Annotated in this window: 19 protein-coding genes; 3 read left to right on the top strand and 16 right to left on the bottom strand. The window is 63.7% G+C overall.

The genetic code is table 11. From position 1 onward, the window contains the following. Positions 1-35 precede the first annotated feature (35 nt). The 7 genes from ACYVN4_RS15555 to ACYVN4_RS15525 all read right to left on the bottom strand — a co-directional run bounded on the left by ACYVN4_RS15555 (position 36) and on the right by ACYVN4_RS15525 (position 6,656). The gene (locus tag ACYVN4_RS15555; RefSeq protein WP_379359393.1) at positions 36-263 is read right to left on the bottom strand and encodes a DUF5361 domain-containing protein; all 228 of its coding nucleotides are present in this window, start codon (positions 261-263) and stop codon (positions 36-38) included. Positions 264-412: 149 nt separating this feature from the next. Next, positions 413-703, bottom strand: a complete 291-nt coding sequence (locus tag ACYVN4_RS15550; protein WP_379359391.1) for a hypothetical protein — start codon at positions 701-703, stop codon at positions 413-415. 218 nt (positions 704-921) lie between these two features. Continuing rightward, entirely contained in the window at positions 922-1,509 is a 588-nt protein-coding gene (locus ACYVN4_RS15545; protein WP_460721588.1) for a phage tail tube protein, read from the bottom strand. A 75-nt stretch (positions 1,510-1,584) separates the two neighbouring features. Then, the gene (locus ACYVN4_RS15540) at positions 1,585-2,022 is read right to left on the bottom strand and encodes a hypothetical protein (RefSeq protein WP_460721586.1); all 438 of its coding nucleotides are present in this window, start codon (positions 2,020-2,022) and stop codon (positions 1,585-1,587) included. Positions 2,023-2,081: 59 nt separating this feature from the next. Next, positions 2,082-2,942 carry a DUF6881 domain-containing protein gene (locus ACYVN4_RS15535; protein ID WP_460721584.1) on the bottom strand — a complete coding sequence of 287 codons (861 nt, stop codon included), beginning with the start codon at positions 2,940-2,942 and terminating at the stop codon, positions 2,082-2,084. Continuing rightward, the gene (locus ACYVN4_RS15530; RefSeq protein WP_460721582.1) at positions 2,929-6,039 is read right to left on the bottom strand and encodes a hypothetical protein; all 3,111 of its coding nucleotides are present in this window, start codon (positions 6,037-6,039) and stop codon (positions 2,929-2,931) included. The genes ACYVN4_RS15535 and ACYVN4_RS15530 overlap by 14 nt, the downstream gene beginning before the upstream one ends. Before the next feature lie 2 nt (positions 6,040-6,041). Further along, entirely contained in the window at positions 6,042-6,656 is a 615-nt protein-coding gene (locus tag ACYVN4_RS15525; protein ID WP_460721580.1) for a hypothetical protein, read from the bottom strand. Between the two features lie 384 nt (positions 6,657-7,040). Here ACYVN4_RS15525 and ACYVN4_RS15520 point away from each other — a divergent pair, with 384 nt between their 5' ends. Further along, the gene (locus ACYVN4_RS15520) at positions 7,041-7,463 is read left to right on the top strand and encodes a helix-turn-helix domain-containing protein (RefSeq protein WP_460721578.1); all 423 of its coding nucleotides are present in this window, start codon (positions 7,041-7,043) and stop codon (positions 7,461-7,463) included. On the opposite strand, the gene ACYVN4_RS15515 is transcribed toward ACYVN4_RS15520, so the two are convergent. From ACYVN4_RS15515 to ACYVN4_RS15490, 6 genes are all read right to left on the bottom strand, one after another. After that, positions 7,456-7,842 carry a hypothetical protein gene (locus tag ACYVN4_RS15515; RefSeq protein WP_379359377.1) on the bottom strand — a complete coding sequence of 129 codons (387 nt, stop codon included), beginning with the start codon at positions 7,840-7,842 and terminating at the stop codon, positions 7,456-7,458. The genes ACYVN4_RS15520 and ACYVN4_RS15515 overlap by 8 nt on opposite strands. A gap of 4 nt (positions 7,843-7,846) precedes the next feature. Next, positions 7,847-8,092, bottom strand: a complete 246-nt coding sequence (locus tag ACYVN4_RS15510) for a hypothetical protein (RefSeq protein WP_379359375.1) — start codon at positions 8,090-8,092, stop codon at positions 7,847-7,849. Beyond that, positions 8,089-8,928, bottom strand: a complete 840-nt coding sequence (locus ACYVN4_RS15505) for a glycoside hydrolase family 25 protein (protein ID WP_460721575.1) — start codon at positions 8,926-8,928, stop codon at positions 8,089-8,091. The genes ACYVN4_RS15510 and ACYVN4_RS15505 overlap by 4 nt, the downstream gene beginning before the upstream one ends. Before the next feature lie 137 nt (positions 8,929-9,065). Continuing rightward, the gene (locus ACYVN4_RS15500) at positions 9,066-9,845 is read right to left on the bottom strand and encodes a PE-PPE domain-containing protein (protein ID WP_460721573.1); all 780 of its coding nucleotides are present in this window, start codon (positions 9,843-9,845) and stop codon (positions 9,066-9,068) included. 355 nt (positions 9,846-10,200) lie between these two features. Further along, a complete protein-coding gene (locus ACYVN4_RS15495; RefSeq protein WP_460721571.1) occupies positions 10,201-10,935 on the bottom strand; it encodes a hypothetical protein in 735 nt (244 codons plus the stop codon). Then, positions 10,928-11,155 carry a DprA-like winged helix domain-containing protein gene (locus ACYVN4_RS15490; protein WP_460721569.1) on the bottom strand — a complete coding sequence of 76 codons (228 nt, stop codon included), beginning with the start codon at positions 11,153-11,155 and terminating at the stop codon, positions 10,928-10,930. Before ACYVN4_RS15490 ends, ACYVN4_RS15495 begins: the two co-directional genes overlap by 8 nt. Positions 11,156-11,286: 131 nt before the next feature. Between ACYVN4_RS15490 and ACYVN4_RS15485 the strand changes: the two genes are divergently transcribed. Next, positions 11,287-11,553 carry a helix-turn-helix domain-containing protein gene (locus ACYVN4_RS15485; protein WP_379359645.1) on the top strand — a complete coding sequence of 89 codons (267 nt, stop codon included), beginning with the start codon at positions 11,287-11,289 and terminating at the stop codon, positions 11,551-11,553. On the opposite strand, the gene ACYVN4_RS15480 is transcribed toward ACYVN4_RS15485, so the two are convergent. Both ACYVN4_RS15480 and ACYVN4_RS15475 read right to left on the bottom strand, forming a co-directional pair. Continuing rightward, complete coding sequence (locus ACYVN4_RS15480; RefSeq protein WP_379359649.1) at positions 11,476-11,724, bottom strand: hypothetical protein; 249 nt, start codon at positions 11,722-11,724, stop codon at positions 11,476-11,478. The two genes, ACYVN4_RS15485 and ACYVN4_RS15480, sit on opposite strands and share 78 nt — an antisense overlap. 428 nt (positions 11,725-12,152) lie before the next feature. Next, positions 12,153-13,544: a SpoIID/LytB domain-containing protein gene (locus ACYVN4_RS15475; protein WP_460721567.1), complete on the bottom strand. Its 1,392-nt coding sequence runs from the start codon at positions 13,542-13,544 to the stop codon at positions 12,153-12,155. 319 nt (positions 13,545-13,863) lie between these two features. Here ACYVN4_RS15475 and ACYVN4_RS15470 point away from each other — a divergent pair, with 319 nt between their 5' ends. Next, on the top strand, positions 13,864-16,065 hold the full coding sequence (locus tag ACYVN4_RS15470; protein ID WP_460721565.1) for an N-acetylmuramoyl-L-alanine amidase: 2,202 nt from the start codon (positions 13,864-13,866) through the stop codon (positions 16,063-16,065). A 2-nt stretch (positions 16,066-16,067) separates the two neighbouring features. Here the strand turns inward: ACYVN4_RS15470 and ACYVN4_RS15465 are convergent, their stop codons facing one another. Beyond that, positions 16,068-16,868 carry an HAD family hydrolase gene (locus ACYVN4_RS15465; RefSeq protein WP_460722687.1) on the bottom strand — a complete coding sequence of 267 codons (801 nt, stop codon included), beginning with the start codon at positions 16,866-16,868 and terminating at the stop codon, positions 16,068-16,070. Positions 16,869-16,881: the final 13 nt, after the last annotated feature.

The following is a 16,881-nucleotide window of genomic DNA, read 5'->3' as shown; positions in this document are numbered from 1 at the left end:
GCCGATTGCGCCCGAGCTCGACCACCGGCGAGGAATCACTCACTCCAGCCGAGGAATTCGTTGATCCGCTCGACGCCCATCGCCGTTCCCACGCGTTCCCGGCCGGACTCGACGCCGGGGCGGGTGATCGGCTCGGGCCGGTTGCGCCCGTTGCGGGCGTCGTCGCTCTTGGACCACACCAGCCAGCGCAGGCAGTCGGCCATCTCCGCGAGCAGGTACTGGTCGAGCCGCCAGCGGTGGGCTTCGGGGTGCATGGTGCGCATCAATGCCGAATCAGGCGGCAGGAATTTGACTATGGCCTTCAGATCGCTCCAGCTCAGCGTTTCACCGCCGAGCTGACGCAACCGCAGGCCGAGGGCGATCAGGTCGTATTCGATTGCCTCGGAATGCTCTTCGAGAAGGGCATCGAGGCTCAGGATTCCCCCAGGCTGATCCCCGAGTGCGCGCGCCAGGCCTCCAACATTTCGTGGTAGGCATCCGGATCCATATCGTCCAGGGCCGCAAGCGCTTCGGGGGAAACCGCCAGCTCCAACAGGGTGTACATGGCGTCCACATCGCCCAGGCGGCGAATCCGGCGAACCAGACCCGGCTTGAGATAGGTCAGCGACGGTAGCTCGATGTCGATGCCGTCGACCCGGTAGTGGAAGTCGTCCTTCACCTTGACGGGAGTGGTGATCGCGATGGGGGCTTTCGGGGAAGTCATTGGTACGCAGACCCTTTCGTTGAGAGGTAGTGGTTAGGAGTGACTCGGGCATGACTGAAGGCCCAACGGCGGCGGCGGGCCTGCGCATAGGTTTGGAATGACCGCCGCCGTTGGGGGCTTTGCAGGACGGCCGGGGCCGTCATCGGACAGGGTTCAACCCCGTGAGAAACCCGGGGTTGTCACCCCGTCGTGGTGTTCGACGGTGAATACCGTCGGAATCAGGCGGTCTTGTTGCCGTCGTCCAGGTAGCGGTACGCCTTCACACCGGCGTCGTCCTTGAAGGCTTCGACGGTGATGGTGAAGCCCGCCAGGGCATTCGACACGAACTTCTTCTCGGTAACCGAGGTGATCTTGGCGTTCGGCAGCACGATACGCAGCTTCTTGTCCTCGGTGACCATGTCGAAGACCCACGCGCGCCGCGGCAGCGGGGAACCGGTCTCCTTGACCGTGTACAGCGCACCGGAGGTAGAGGTGGCGGCGGTCGGAACGACATTGCCCGAACCGAACACCTCGCTCAGCACGTCCTTGTCCCAGGCCGCGTACAGGGTCAGACCGAAACGCACCGAGTGCTCGGTCTGCAGCTGCGCGATGATATCGGCGTTCCAGTCCTTCACGGACTCGATCTTGCGCTCACCCATCGATTCGATGCCGTCCTCGGACACATAACCCAGTGCCTTGAACCCGGGATCGATGGTGCCCGCGGCACCGGTCGGCAGCGCGGTAGCCAGCGGCGCGACCAGAACACCGCCGGTAACGGCGATGTTCGGAGTGCCGGCGCCAATGTACTTGCTGGAAGGCAGAGCCATTTTCGTTATCTCCCTTGGGATTTGCGCAGGCCCTAGGGATTGGATCATTCAGTTTCGACTGCGTTGAACCCGCAGTCAGGCGAGAACTTTGCCCCGCACAATCAAGTCGGTGACAATCGTGTACCGCGGAGCGGCAGTCACCGGATCAGTATCGTTCTCCAGGCCGACGTCTTCGACGCGGTCGCACCAGACGGTGCCGATGTAGCCAGGGGCAGCAGCGTTCATGATGCTCCGGATCTTCGAAGCAAGTTCCGCCGCACCACCGGCATCGTCAGCACATTCGAGAACCAGTCGGGGCCGATCGAGCACCAGCTGAGCACCTCGGCGCCCCTCCCGATCCTCCACATCCAACCGCTTCTTGCGATCGTTGCGAGCGACCCGCACCATCCGCGTGGGCCGAGGATCAGGGGCCTTGATCACGACACTCGCTGAGTCCGATACAGCAGCAAGTTTCGCGGACAAGAAATCGACCAGCACTTTCTCGATATCCGAAAATATAACTCTTTCAGGCATTGAATCACCTCCTTTGGTGTAGATCAACTATTCAAGTGACTCTCCAATGGAGAGCCTCCTCACCAGCCACCGGCAGCCAGCCACTCGGTTTGAAACTCCTCCGCACAGATCTCATCAGCTATGAGTCCCGGAGTATTCGCAACCTCTCGCGGTAGCGGCATTGCACCGACGTGAAGTCGAGTGCGTTCGGTCCGGCCTGACACTGCAGCAAGACCGGAGGAACCATCCCGGAACAACTCGACCCGACGCCACTCCTGCCCGGTATCAAGAATTTCGCTGAATACGGCTACCGGACCACCATTGCCCGACTCACCACTGACCTTCATGTAGCGAACTCCCGGGATGTCAGAAACAAACCCTCGCGCCTGAATCGCAGCGCTATCACGATCGATATCATCGGAATCATCGTGGTCACCGGCAACGGCATGACTGTTTTCAGGAGCGATCGCCGGCGCCTCGAGGTCACCGATACCAACCGGGTTGCCGGTGAATTCTTCTTTCATCCAGTCCGCCAGACTTTCCAACGGATAGAATCGCAAGTCATCCAGAAGCGCCGAGCCGAGATCCCCTTCTATATTCGGCTTCCCGTAATCAAAGGAGGTGCTCACGCCCCCTCCTGAATTAATCGCGATATGCATCGAGAACCAAGTTCCACGACCGCTCACATACATAAGATCCCGCAACTCGGCGACAGCATCAGGAATACGGAGTTGAGTGGGATTAGCCCTTACGGGCCCCGGACCGTCGACAACGACCTCAACCCCGACCCTTCGGCCAATCAAACTGAATAGAACATCGATATCGGTCCAACCATCCGCAACCCAATCAACGATCTCTCGAACAATCTCACCAACCAGAAACTGCTGTCGAATAAACCCTGGAGCACCTGAACCAGAATCTCCAAACTCACTTGTTGTCAATTTCCGGCCTCTCCGTCCAGTCACGATCACCCCGCGGTTTATATCCAGCATGGTAGCGGAAAGGCATCCGCGCACCATCCTCGGGCGCCAATCCCGGTTTCGCAGGCATCTCGCTGTACTCCATCGACATCGACCACTCTAACCGCCCAGGCGAGTTGGGCCTAGTTAGGCTTTTGGCCAGCTGTACCGCTCTCCGTTCAAAATTGTAGATAGCGCCGCCACCCTGGTTGACACTCGATACTTGCGGAGTATAGAAAACTAGTTCTGCAGGAGATCCGAGCTGAACGGGAAAAATATGTCCCGCATCGGTCCCAGGCACTGTTCCACGCCGTTGATTGAAGTCACCCTGCTTACTCGTGCTTCGAGTTCTCTTGGGCGCCGATACAACACCAATATCCGGATGGTAGCCTTCGACTATTCGACCCCCCTTGTCGCTACGAAGCCAAAAATCTTTATTCACGCGATAGACGACGTTGGGGATCGGCGTATCCAATATTGGGTTGTAGGCAGTGTACTTCCGGCCGGGAATCCTCAAACTGGCCCAGGTTTCAATGTATTTCGGAGAGCCATCCGCCTTTGTAACTATTGTTGTCTTGAGGTTCCCATGATCATAGAAGACATAGGTAGAATTCGGCTCCAGATCGAATTTTATAAACTTCCCACTCGGATCTATGGGCTGCACAAACTTCATCCGGTCGAGATTGTCAAGTACCTTCGGTACAGGATTGACTCCATTCGGCCGGGTGTAATTCGGCAACTGCAGGCGGGCAGCACCGTTGCTGGTCTGCGGAATAGTTTTCGGCGGTGTTGTACCTCCGCCCCCACCTCCACCACCCAGAGAATGAGTGTTCCAGCGGCCCATAGCCGCCGGCGATGAGCCAGCAGCATTCGCCGCGACTGTTGCCTGATGGCGGCGGTCGGCCTGCAATACGACGTCAGCCGTCGAATCCAGGATTCGTGCGGCGTCGTCGGCAAGATTCCGACCAAATGCTCGAACCCCTCTCGATAGACGGCCGCCGAGCATCGAGCCGATATCTACGGCGCTCGACACACTCCATCGATCCACTGATCCGTATGGAGTTTCTAACCGAGGAGAATTCCGAACCCAGCTCGGAGGTTTGTACGTATACGATTCCGGCTGCAGTAACATTACCCGCTCGCTGGGTAGCGAACTACCAGGAAGATGAGAAGGTGTCTGCAATTCCGCTAGCACACCCCGGCCAGGAATCGCCCGAATCCCTTTTGTTGGTATCGCCCAACTGGCAATTCCGATGGTGGCGGAGGCGAGCACAGCGCCAGGGCTGTCGCGGAATCCGCTCCAGTCGGTGCCGATGAGGAGTTTTGATTCTTCATTCAAGGCGCTGAAGTAGCTAGGGACACTTCTCGTGATTGCATCACCCAGACTCTGACCACCCGCTTTGTATACAGCGAGCTCTTTGATCGCAGTCAGATTGTGGAATATCACTGCGCGTTTGAAGCTATCGACGCCCTGCGAAGTTCCGTCGAGGAACTCCTGTTTGGTGGTGAGGTGGGGGTTGTAGCCGATTACCGTGCCGGCCATGTTGATAACATCGTTGATGCCGGTTATGCCGCCGAAACCCTCGAGTATTCCGCCTGCGGTATGGAGCGCGGTGAGAGCGAACTCTTGGCTTATCCATTCGTTGAATGAGCGGTCGCCTTGGCGGTTGTAGCGTTTGACCTCGGCGCCGAACTTGTTGTACTCGACCGTTTCATAGCCGTCGCCGTAGTAGAGCCGCATACCTCCGCCGGGCAGATAGGAAAGTGTGCCTCTCCGGCTTCGGCCATTGCTCTCGTCTTTGAATGTGTAGTCGAGTTTTCCGTCTTTTCCAGACCGTCCCTCGATGAGGAGACCACCCGCACGCTCCAGCGATCCGATTACATCGCCAGCGGGACCGGTTGTCAGCGAATTCAATAGTCGACCGGAGGCGTCGAACGTCTCGTTTTTCTTGTTCGCACCGTCTTGATAGATGAAACTCCACCCTCGGGTCTGAGGATCGAGGTATCTCTGCGCAGGATTCCCGTTGTCATCCTTGTAGAGTTCCCAGCGGCGGTTCTTTTCGTCCAGCCACCAGCCGCGGCCTTCGATATCAACCTGTCCTGCTTGGATACTTTCGATGCCGCCACCGGGATTTACGATCGTCCGGTTGAACCAAGTATTTCCGTATTGGTCCTGCAACTGATTGTCGTAGAGTCCCTTATCGTTTCGGACTCCGAGACTGATTCCGAGATAGTTTCCATTCTCGTCATATTCAGGCTGATATGTTTTGCTGAAATCGGCATTGGTACCGGATTCACGACTCGGCGCGCCAGAAGTCGACTGCCCGGGGGAGAACGACTGAATATAGGAATCCGCATCCGCCGTGCGCTTGTCGATGTAGGACCCGGCGCCGGTGGAATCGTTGTTCCAACGCTGGTAGCCGCCCAGGCCATTGGCGACTACGCGTGAGCGCGTGATGGTTCCGTCGGCGTTGTAGATGACCTGGTCGACGGTTTGGGTTCCGTTGCCGAAAGGGATCGTGTTTACTCGGCGAATCCCGTTGGGATTGCCGGGCGTTGGAGGTAGGACCTCTTCCCAGGTGTCGCCTTCCTTATGGCCTGTGACGTCGGGCAACCCGAAGACATGTTCATCTGCACCTGCCGGTACGACACTGACGGTCTCCGGCTGTTGTTGCGAGGCGTCAGGTTGCGCCGTCTGGGGCTGGCCTGATTGCACCGCCGGTTGCTGCGAATTCGGTTGCGGCTGCTGAGCCGATTGCGGATTCGCGGGAGGTTGTTTGGCCGGTTCGGGTTGTGGGCGAGGGATGTCCGCAGGGTTGAGTCCGGGGACCATCTGGCCGGTCTCAGGGTCCTTGTGCATCGGGAAGATGGGAATCGGTCCCAAATCGCCACCGGGCGCGTATGGGTCCTGTATCCGAACGCTGATCGGCTGGAGGCCTGGAATAGACTGGCTAGCAGCAGAAGCGAGTAGATCTTGCCCGGCAACTATTCGCGCGAACTGTTGTACGGCGTCAGCGCTCGATCTGACCGAGAGATCGTGAACCTCACCGGTGGCAGCCTTGGGCGAAGTCATCGTCATGATCACTCATCTCGGGCGTGCCGCGCTTGGTCGATGCGCTGGCGGAGTTGGTTGACCAGGGCGGCGTAGGCGTCGGTTTTGGTGGGGGCCTCGGCGGCGAGGCCGCGGGGGTGGGTGGCGGACCAGAAGCCCTCGTCGGTCTTTGTGACCTGGATGTCTTCGAGGTTGTAGAAGTCTTCGGGGTCAGGAGCGGGCCAGTTGCCAGCGGCGTCCTTGGTGATGTGGATGCCGGTGTCGAAGACGCCGGGCTGGCCGCCGGGGGTGGGGGTCCAGCGGATTTCCTCGAGGTCGGGATCGACTCGGACGCCGCGCTTTACGAGGTAGTCAGCAACGCGCACAGCCTGTTTGATGCTGGTCACGGTGGGCTCGGCAAGCTTTCGGCCGACTCCGCTCTGCCATTCCGGGAGGTGGATGACGGAGAGTTCCTCGGCGAGTGCGCGGACTTCCGGGGAGAGTTCCTCGATGTCGCGGTGTTCGGAGAGCTTGCCGGAGAGGGACTGCTGGATCAGGGCGAGGAATTCGGGGGTGACCAGCTGGCCGGTATCGGTTTTCACGTACTCGGTAGCGGGCTGGTGGTTGCCGAAGCGGATGGATTCGAGAACTTCCTTGTCGGGCATCGGATTCGGAGACCTTCCGGTACGAGGGCGTGGCGAAATCCCGGGCCCAATGCGGGCTCGGGTTCGAGAGATGGGGTGGGTCCCGTCCCCGGAGAGGGGAGGTCGGGGACGGGACCCGTTGCGCCCCTTCGGCGTGACGACCGATGTCTGCTACCGCGGACCACCTGCGGGAGACGGGTGCGCCGGAAGGGGCGGGTGTGAGGGGCCGGTATCAGGCCCGGGTATTGACGATTTCGTCGGTGCAGGGGACGTACTGAAAGTTGGTCGGACGGGAAGTTGGGTGCCCCTGCGCTGCGACCGGGCCTGCGACCGTGGGACCACCGACGGGAGGCGCGGGAGCGCAGGGGCGGGCATGCGGCGAGCTCGACCCGCTGTCAGGAACCGATGGAAGGTTTCCGGGGGCTGGCCGCATGGGCTTCGAAACAATCGCTCGATCGAAAATCACTGGTAGAGCCATTGATTCAAGCGATGTTCACAAGGCAGGCTGTTTGCTGGGAGACCCGGCCGGACTTCACAATGTTCCATATGGAACTGCGTGAACTCCACGACGACATCAACCGCGCGGTGGGTGACGAGTTGCGGGCTGCTCGCGCGCGCCGCGATCTGACCCGGCCGCAGCTGGCCGAGGCGTCGGGGGTCGCGATCAGTACGATTCAGCGCTTCGAGAACGGCGAGCGCTCACCGGACATGCATCAGCTGTTCGCGCTGTGCAATGCGCTCGACATCTCGCCGCTCGAGATCATGGATCGGGCGGTACGGATCGTCAAAGGTTCCCTGTCACCGGGCTCGCTCGGTGACGTCAGGTGATGGCCCCGTTGAACTCGACCTCGTCCATCAACTCCCTGGACATATGCAGTTCCGGGATCCGGCCGTGCTGAGCGGCCTCTATCACACCCCGCAATACCGCCAGGGCCTCACGGAAAAGCCCTGTGACTCTGGTCAATTCGCGTATCGAGGCTTCCTGGGCCGCCTCCACGGCGTCGAGGCGGCCGGTGACGTCGCGCAACTCCTGGGAGACTCGCGCGAGCGTCTCCAGCGCGATGTCGTTCACGTTCTTGGCCGCCGCGACCTCGTACCGCAAGCTGGTCATCGGCTGCATGCGACGGGCGCGCAGCCAGCTGAAGAAGGCCGAGGTGCCGGTGCCGCCGAGGAAAGTGGCCACGGCCAGTAGCAGCGTGTCGAACAAGCGATCACCCTGCCTCGGGCGCGACGATCTCGTCGATGGCGGCCACGAGCGCCGGCTCGTTCCTGACGATCCAGACATTGGCGCTGCGCAGGGCCTCCATCATCACCAGCAAAGCGGCTCCCACACCGGCGTATTCGACCGGTGCGAACTGGAACAGCGCGACGGAGACCGCCAGCACATTGACGATTCCGCCGATGACCGAGACCACCGCCTTCGCATTGCGCGCCACGAACGCGCCGGGCACGCTCACGACGCCACCTTGCCCGGATCTGCCTGACCGGCCACGGGGACTTCGAGCAGGTGGGCGACCGCGTCGACCAGGGTCAGGCTCTCTCCCTGCGCATTTCGGCCGAGTTGTGGCCAGCCCTGTCCATCCGGCCCGCGCAATTGCGCCCAAATCTCCAGCACCCTCGAGTAAAGGTCCGTCTGCTGTTCGTCGGTGAGTGCCATGAGAACTCCCTGGGTAGTAGGTGCTGTTCCGAGCAGTGCCCGGAGTTGGTCGAGGGTGCCTGTGAAGGCATTGGCATCCACGCGATGTCCGGCCACGACGGCAGCATCGGTGAACTGGAGAAGGTCGATGGTCTTGCCGCCGAAGCCATCCCAGAATCGAGAGTCGTCGCCCGGATACAGGGCGGACGCGGGGCCGGAGCCGTAGACGTAGCTCGACTGGATCAGGCCGGGCACCCGCGAGAGATCGGGGGAGCCGATCCGCTGCCAGTACCAGCGCGGGATATACGACAGGCTGACGGCCCGACCACGAGCGCGTACCGCGTTCACGAAGGCCCAGAAGGTCTCGATCCCACCGGAATCGGCCTCGAAGTCGACCATGATCGCGGCATCGCCGAGGTGCGCGAGATACAGCTCCGCCTGAGCGTCGACATCACAGTCGTCACGCAGATAGTGGTATCCGGCCACCAGTAATCCGTTGGCGTGCGCGGCATCCCGATACGCGGGCCAGGTGTAGTCGATGAATCCGTCGCCCTCGGTCACCTTCGCGAAGACGAACTGGAATCCCTCGCGGGCGACCTCCGCCAAGTCGACGTCAGGGCCGTTGTTGTTGGATATGTCGATCCCGAAGATTGTCATGGTGTCTCCTCGTGTCCTGCGCCGATGACGAGGGCATGGATATTCAGAGCTCGGTCACAGACCGAACAGCGGCAGGATCAGCGGAAGCAGATCGCCGATGAGCTTGATGAGGTCCTGGGCAATGGTGAGCACGTTGTTCACCTCCTCTCCGGTAGGTCGAAGTCGTTGAGGATGGCCGCCAGGCGATCGCAGTAGCCGCCCTCGAGGTAGGCGATGTTGTGCGCTCCACCCTCGAGGTAGCCGCTCATGAGCGCGGCAGCGCGCGTCCACAGCTCCCACGTCCGCACCGGACGCAGCCACCACCCGAAAGAAGCGGGCTGCCAGCGATTGCGACGCAGACGATCAGCGAGATCGGCGCTCCAGCCGCCGAGTTCGGCGAGACCGAAGGCGGACACCGTGTCGGCGAGCGCACGCAGCGGCGAATCCGCCGGACACGAAGTGATGGCGTCGAGCGGATTCGCGACCTCCCAGATCGGGAACTCGTCGGGCCACGCCGCGCGCTGTCCGTTGATTCCGAATCCAATCGGTCGTTCGTCGATCGAATCACCCTCACGCCGAAGCGGATTCGCGATGTTCGCGGCCCAGGCGATCTCACAGTCGGGGTATTCACCGCGCGCCTTGGCCTCGAGAAACCTGGTCACGACTTGCGCGCCGAGGCTGTAGCCGAGGATTCCGACCTGGTTGGGAGTCGCATGGATTGCCGCCACGAGTGCCGCGACGCCGCGATCGATCGACTGCAGTTCCGAGCATCCATAGAGACCGCGACCCGGGTTGGCGGGCCCGATGGATGCCGGGTAGTCGACATCCGGCCCGATCTCGTACTTGCCCGGATCCAGTCGGCCAGTGACCCTGGTCAGCAGGTTGCGCGGCGACGCGAGCGGTTCCCCGGTGCCGCGGCAGGTCAGGACTGTGATCACACGAAATCACCTTTCGGGCACGCCTTTTCGGGCGGTGGCCGAGGCCGTACCGCCGGGCGGGAGATCGGGAAAGGGACGGCCCCACCCGCGGAAGAAGATGCGGGTAGGGCCGTCGAATGCTTTCGTGGAAATGAAAGCGGCTGAAGCAGTGGGGATCCCGGTGAGTTTCGGGAGAAGGCGCAACTGTGGCGCTGCAATCAGCTTCACGTAAGCGGGTCAGAATGTCAACACCCAAGATCAATCTTCTTGAAACCTGCTGGTAGACAACGATTTATGAACAGACAACGGCCGCCGGATCATGCCGGGAGGCGATGATGCGGCGGCCGTGTCTCGAACAGGGGCCGGTGGGATCGGGTCAGTCGGTCGCCCCGTCCACCACCCGCAACAGGGGCTGATGGACCTCGTTGCGTGAGACGGTGGATTTGCGCCGGCGCACCGGAAACGCGAGGTGCGCATCGAGCACCTCGCCGACGACGAACTGCTCCGGCCAGTCCTTCGCCCACGGACCGGGCACCGGACCGACCCGGCCGGCATCACGCAGCGTCTGAATGCGGCGCACCGTCACGGCACGGAACGGCTCGCCGAGTTCTTTTGCCAGGGTGGCGATTCCCGAAGCATTGAGGCGGGCGCGGCGTGCGGATTCCAGCGCGTCGACGGATACGACGAGCGGCGTCGGGGGTGGGCAGACGATGCGTTCGACCGCGACGACGGCCGCCCGAATCTCGGCCGGAGCGGTTTCTGCGCCTTCGGTCATGGCCAAAGCGATCACCTTGGCGGCCAACCAGCGGGCCAGATCGGGAGTCGCGGTACCTCCCGCGTAATCGATCGCTCGCTGTTCACAGACCAGGCGAACCCAGGAGACCAGCACCCCGTGCAGATGATCGCGCGCGGCGGCCGCGCCCACACTGAAAGGCAGTGGCTGGTCACCGGATCGCGCACTCAGTCGCGTATTGGCGGCACCCAGACGCACCCGTCCGGCGACGGCGTCCTCCAGATCCTCGGCGAGATCCGGTATCCCGCCCAGCAGCGCGACCAGCTCGCGCAATGCCGGCACGTCGATGTAGAGCTGATCCGGGTTGATCTCAGGCATCGGCCGACCCCGATCGCGTCAGCAGCTGCGTGGAATCGCAGTCCAACACCACAGTGACCAACACCAATTCGGCCACGGTGAACGGCGAGGCGGCCGCCAGGCGGGCGGTCAGCACCGCGGCGTCGAGGCCGGTTCGCGCGGCCAACTGCTCGACATCGAGGCCCGCTTGACCCATGGCATGCGCGATGCGGTCGGCCGTCTGTTGATCTAGCAAGTCCATACGGGCCACGCTAAGGTCCAAACGGACCTGTATCAAGTCCGAACGGACCTGTTGCTCAATCGTGACCTTGACGCGACTCCCAGCACATTCACAGCCTGGAGTGTTTGCCCAAATTCCATTTGGACCTCATTATGGTCCGTATGGAACTGCGGGACCTCCACGACGGCATCAACCGCGCGGTGGGCGAGGAGCTGCGCGCTGCCCGGGGGCGGCGCGGCCTGACGAGACCCCAATTGGCCACGGCCTCGGGTGTCGCCGTCAGTACTATCCAGCGCTTCGAGAACGGCGAACGCTCACCGGATATGCATCAGCTCTTCGCGCTATGCGATGCACTCGATGTCTCGCCCATCGAGGTGATGGATCGGGCGGTACAGCTCGTCAAGCGAAGCGGGCAGTAATTCGCCCAGATCCCAGCCGACCGCTTCCGACGCCAGGAAGAGGTCGGCAACGGTGGCCGTGCCGCACACGATGCGCTCGGCCAGTTCGAAATCCAGTCGCGCTGCGACCAGGTCCAACGTTTCAGGATCAAAAATTTGCATGAACCACGCGGCCAATGCATTTGCGGACACGGTGCACTTACCCCTTCCATGAATCCGCCGACAGCGGACCACCAACCATCGACCCGACCGGGTCCTGAAAGACCGCCGACGAGTCGATGGTGGCAAAAGGGCACTACGCCGAGCCTGCTCGACCCCCACGACAGCAACATCCTCCGCGCGGCCCCCATGCCGCGACGGTGCGCACCGACCTACCGCATACATCCACCTGCCCGTGATGCCCTGGGGCACAACACCTTCAATTCAAGGTCAACGACCGGAGTATACACATTGCGACAGGTGGTACTCAGTTTGTCTCTCGCGCAATAAATCCGACTAATACAAGTCGGTGTTATTACCCGCGAGTTCTCGAATGGAATAGCCGGTGGCTCGAATCCGTCATCGGATCCGTCATCCTCTTGCTTTTCGCATTTCCTTGCAGCACAGAGAGACTCGGGGCGCTATTTCTGATTACCAGCGGGCGCGATCTGAACCGTGACGGAGTTCGGGTTAGGGGAGGTGGGCGGGGTCGGGGTGGAGGCGGTACGGGGAGCCGGGGTCGCCGTTGGGATGACCGGCTTGACGGGGAGCTCCGGAGACGCCGGGTCCGGTGCCCAATGCGAGTCGGACAGTAGCGAATTCGGGTCGGCGCTGCCCGGGTTGGGGAAGGCCGGGAGTGGGACATTGACCCGGCTGCGGTTGTTGGGGGTGGGGCGGACCGGGGTTGCCGGGGTGGAATTGCCTGGGACTGCCGGGATTTCGGTGCCGGGGGTCGCGTTGGTGGGGTCGGTATAGGTCGGGTCCGGGGTGACCGCGTCCGGCGCTGCGGGCGTGTTCGGATCCGATTCCGTTGGGGCGGGATTGGTTTGGGGTGGAGTCAGGAAGGGGAGGCCGGGGAGGGCTGGGGTTTGGGCGGCGGGGAAGTCGGTGAGGGCGGGGCCTATTTCCATGGCCGAGGCGGGGGTGGGGAGGCCGCCGTCGGGGGCGGCGGAGTATTCGGCGCGCAGGAGGTGGTTGTCGCGGGTGAGGACCTTGCCGGAGGTGGCCTCGACGGCGGCGGTGGTGCGGGGGTCTTCCTTGTCGGTGCCGAGGTACATCTGACAGTCGGTGGTGTCGCAGGTTTGGGCGTAGGAGTAGCGCTGTTCGGCCAGCGCGTAGGAGCGGGCGGCGATGGCTTGGGCGCGTAGGGCTTCCGCGCCGCCCTGGTCGGCCCAGCCGGGGACCATTTCGGCGGGGACCACGCCCTTGAGGTAGTCGTCGAGGTCGAGGTCGTTGACGGTGCGGGGGGAGCCGTTGTCGAGGGCTACGCCGAGGACGCCGCGGTAGGCATTGCCGCCGCAGATCTCGAGTTGTTCGGCGGCAGGACGGTCGGTGCCGTCGGTGACGGGGTAGGCCCAGGGGTCGTCGGTGGAGCCCTCCCAGAGTTTGGCGCCGTCGCAGCCCTGGGTGATGGTGACGTCCGCGCCCGCGGCGGTGGGCGTCAAATGCGCTGCCTGGCCGGGGATTACGCGCCGGTCGGCGACGTAGAAGACGGAGTCGGAGGCGAGGTCGAGGGTCTTGTCGTCCTGCTCCATGAGGCGGACGCGGACGGTGGTCTGGCCGATATCGGCGAGATCCGCTCCGGCGTAGTAGTTGGCCAGGATGCGATCGGCGGTCCAGCCCGCGACGGCCTTGTCGAAGGCGCCGTTCTGGCTCAGGCCGCGGCCGTGGCCGGCGCCGGCGGTGAAGTGGAAAGCGTTGTCGGGCCAGGCCCAGAGCAGTAGGGCGGTGCCGCCGGTGGTGGCTGCGACAGCGAGGGACAGGGTGAGCAGACCGCGCCTTCTACGGCGCTGCGCTAGGTACCCGTTCGGCATGTCATACCCGTTCTGTCGAGAGCCGAAGCTACATTCGAGTTACCCAAAGCTAAGCCTCAACCATACGTTCAGAGAATGTGACAGTAGGGACTAGTGTGATCGCTGATGCGCCGAGTGGCAAGCTCGCACTCCGGGCGCGGTTAGACGGATTTACCTCGAATGGGAGATGCTCGTGCCGTATCGCAGACCGAAACACGCCATAACGCTCCCGGTTGTCACCGTCCTCGCCCTGGCTGCGCCCGTAGGCATTCTGGCGCTGAGCGATTCCCGAGATGTCCGGGTCACGGACGAAAGCAATCTGGCAGCTATACCTGCACAAATGGCCGAAGTCGCACTTTCTTCGGCACCCGATATCGTCCTGCCGCTGCGCGAACTGACCGGCCTCAACCTCCCCGACCTCCACCTCTCGGATCTGCGGATGCTGCCCCTGCCCAGGGCCATCCAGATCCCGCCGAATCTCATTCCGGGCGTCCAACTACCCAGTGAGATCCCGCTCCCCAGGCTGAATTCCGCGCCCCCGCCGGGAACCGCACCCGCGCTGCCCAGCACGACTCGCCCGGCCGCTCCCGCACTCGCGCCGCAGGCCGCGACGCCCACCACCGCTCCGGCGGCGCCCGCTCTCACGCCGCACGCCGCGACGCCCACCACCACCTATCCGGCCGCGCCCGCCGTCACTCCGCAGGCCGCATTACCCACGCCGGGCAGCACCCCCGCCACCGCCAAGCCGACGGCCCCCGCGGCACCGGCCCTCCCGGGCACGGCGAAGGCGACCGTCCCCGCTGCCGGAGCACCCGGTTTCATTGCCGAGCCCGGCCCCGATGCCGCTCCCGGCGACGAATCACCGGTCGTCCCAGCCGATTCCGAGGCACCGGCCCCGGTCCCCGCCGCCGACGATCCGGCCGCCCCGGGCCCGCACCCGGTGCCCGGTCTGACCGGCGATCTGCGCTCCCCCGCGCTGGCGGCGGGTGCGGTCCCCAACGATCTGGTCGACAAGGTCGGCGCGCAGGTCAAGGAGCTGACCCGCGACACCCCGTTCAGCATGGTGGCCCTCACCGCGCTGGACCTGGCGGGCACCACCACCAAGCTGCGCGCCCAGCGCCCCGACGGCACCTGGGGTCCCTGGTACGACGCCGAAACCGAGAACGGCCGCGACCATCCGGTGCCCGGCCAGCGCCTGGGCACCGAGCCGATCTATGTCGGCAATACCAAGACCGTGCAGATGCTGGTGACCCGCAAGCCGATCGCCGCGCCCGCGGAACCCAAACCGCTGGACGACGGTTCGGCCGATCCGGCGCAGATCAATCTGGAGAAGCTGGCCGCGGTGCTCATCGATCCGGGCCGCGGCAGCATCGACGAGAACCTCTCCACGGTGGCCGCCCCGCTGCCGGGCGGCGGACCGAAGGTGATCACCCGGGCCCAGTGGGGCGCGGACGAATCGCTGCGCTGTGAGGAACCCACCTACGACGACGGCGTCTCCGCGATCACGGTGCACCACACCGCGGGTCGCAACGACTACACCAAGGCCGAGTCCGCGGGCATCGTGCGCGCCATCTACGCGTATCACGCGAAGACGTTGGGCTGGTGCGATATCGGCTACAACGCCCTGGTCGACAAGTACGGGCAGATCTTCGAGGGCCGCTACGGCGGGCTGGATCGCCCGGTCGAGGGCGCGCACGCGGGCGGCTTCAATATCAATACCGCGGGTGTCGCAATCATGGGCGACTACGAGGACGAGGCGCCGACCGACGTCTCCATCCAGGCGGTGGGCAAGTACATCGGCTGGCGGGCGAAGGTGGCCGGCATCGATCCCGAAGGCTCCACCACCATGTACTCCGAGGGCAGCGACTACACGAAATACGCGCTCGGACAGGCGGTCAAGCTGCCGAACGTGTTCGCGCACCGCGATGTCGGCAACACCACCTGCCCCGGTGACGCCGCCTACGCGCTGATGGACAAGATCCGGCAGATCGCCGAGGACGCGGCGGGTGGCGCGAGTGCCGTCGCGCCGACGACGACGCGCACCCGGCCGGGCCAGAACGCGGGCAATACCCAGCCCTCCCCCGCACCCGACGCGAACAGCGGCGGCAACCAGGCGGATCTGGCGGCGCTGGCCGATCTCACCCAGAAGATCATCAACATGCTCGACCGCAGCCCGGTGGCCCGCTACTGGGATGCTCAGGGCCGCGCGAACGGCCCACTGGGACAACCGAAGGCGGCGCCGGTGGCCCTCGCCGACGGCGGCCAGTACGGCGAGTTCTCCAACGGCTACGTGTATTCGAATCCGACCGGCCAGATCTTCTCGGTGGTCGGCCGCATCCTGGAGCGCTTCCTGCAATTGGGCGGCGGCACCGGCATTCTCGGTCTGCCCACCAGCAACGAATATCCCGTCCAGAACGGCATCCGCACCGATTTCAGCAATGGCGCACTGATTTTCAACACCCTGACCGGGATCGTCACCACCGTGTTGAACAACTACGGCGCGGTGCAGGACCCGATCATGCCGAGCGCGTCACCCAAATAGCTTCAGCTCCACCAGCGTTCGAGGGTGCAGGCCACGCCGTCGTCGATATTCGAGGGAGCGACCTCGTCGGCGGCGGCGATGGCTTCCGGGTGGGCGTTGGCCATGGCGACGCCGTGCCCGGCCATGAGCAGCATGGGGACGTCATTGGGCATGTCGCCGAACGCGATCAGCGAGGAGTGCTGCACGCCGAGGCGCTGGGCAATGGTCGCCAGGCCGGTCGCCTTGCTGACGCCGGGGGCCGAAAGCTCGATGAGGCCGTTGTCGGTGGAATAGGTGAGATCGGCGCGCCCGGCCAGCTGCGGTTCCAGCGTCGCGCGCATGACCGCGCTGGAGGTGCCGGGTAGCCGGATCAGCATCTTGATGGCGGGCGCGGAGATCACCTCGGCCCGCGACACCTGGGTGTCGTCCGGATTCAGCCAGGCGTGCTCGTATTCGGGGGAACTCACGAACTGCGGCGTCGCGGCATCGTGCGCGCTGACCCCGACCCGTTCGGCGGCCAGCCCGCAGCCCGGCAGCAGGTGCTCGGCCAGTTCGGCCAGCCAGGTGAGAGTTTCGGTATCCAGCGTGCTCGCGTCCAGCACCCGATCCGCGTCGCTGTCATAGATCACCGCACCGTTGCCGCACACGCACAGGGGCGCGAAACCGAGCTGGTCGACCACCGGACTGATCCAGCGCGGCGGCCGTCCGGTGGCGAGCACGAACGGCACCCCATCGGCTCGGAGGGCATCGATCGCGGCCTTCGTACGGGCGCTCAGCTGCTCACGGTGATCGATGAGCGTGCCGTCCACATCGGAGGCGACCATCTTGGGTTTGGGC

The organism is Nocardia heshunensis, assembly GCF_054782115.1.
This window is presented reverse-complemented; position numbering and strand designations above follow the sequence as displayed.